General features: G+C 53.1%; 2 rRNA genes. Both read right to left on the bottom strand.

Features of this window, described 5'->3' with window-relative positions:
• Window positions 1-75 (bottom strand): 5S ribosomal RNA (rrf, locus tag KJS57_RS26155); the annotation flags it as partial.
• 60 nt (window positions 76-135) lie between these two features.
• Window positions 136-341 (bottom strand): 23S ribosomal RNA (locus tag KJS57_RS26150); the annotation flags it as partial.

The raw sequence follows: 341 nt of genomic DNA, 5'->3' as shown, positions 1-341 counted from the left end.
ACCATCGGCGCTGGAGGGCTTAACGGTCGTGTTCGGGATGGGTACGTGTGGAACCCCTCCGCCATCGCCACCAAACGGTTCAAGCGTCTTAATCGCTTGAAAACTGGATACGAAACGTGAATTTGCGTTAGAAATTTGGATAAGCCCTCGACCGATTAGTACCTGTCAGCTCCATACATTGCTGCACTTCCACCTCAGGCCTATCAACCTCGTGGTCTTCAAGGGGTCTTACGAATTGGGAAATCTCATCTTGAGGGGGGCTTCACGCTTAGATGCTTTCAGCGCTTATCCCGTCCGCACGTAGCTACCCAGCTATGCTCCTGGCGGAACAACTGGTGCAC

Origin of the sequence: Paenibacillus vini (assembly GCF_018403325.1) — a bacterium.
In the GTDB taxonomy this organism is placed as follows: domain Bacteria; phylum Bacillota; class Bacilli; order Paenibacillales; family Paenibacillaceae; genus Fontibacillus; species Fontibacillus vini.
The sequence above is the reverse complement of the archived record's forward strand: the minus strand, read 5'-3'. Positions and strand labels throughout refer to the sequence as shown.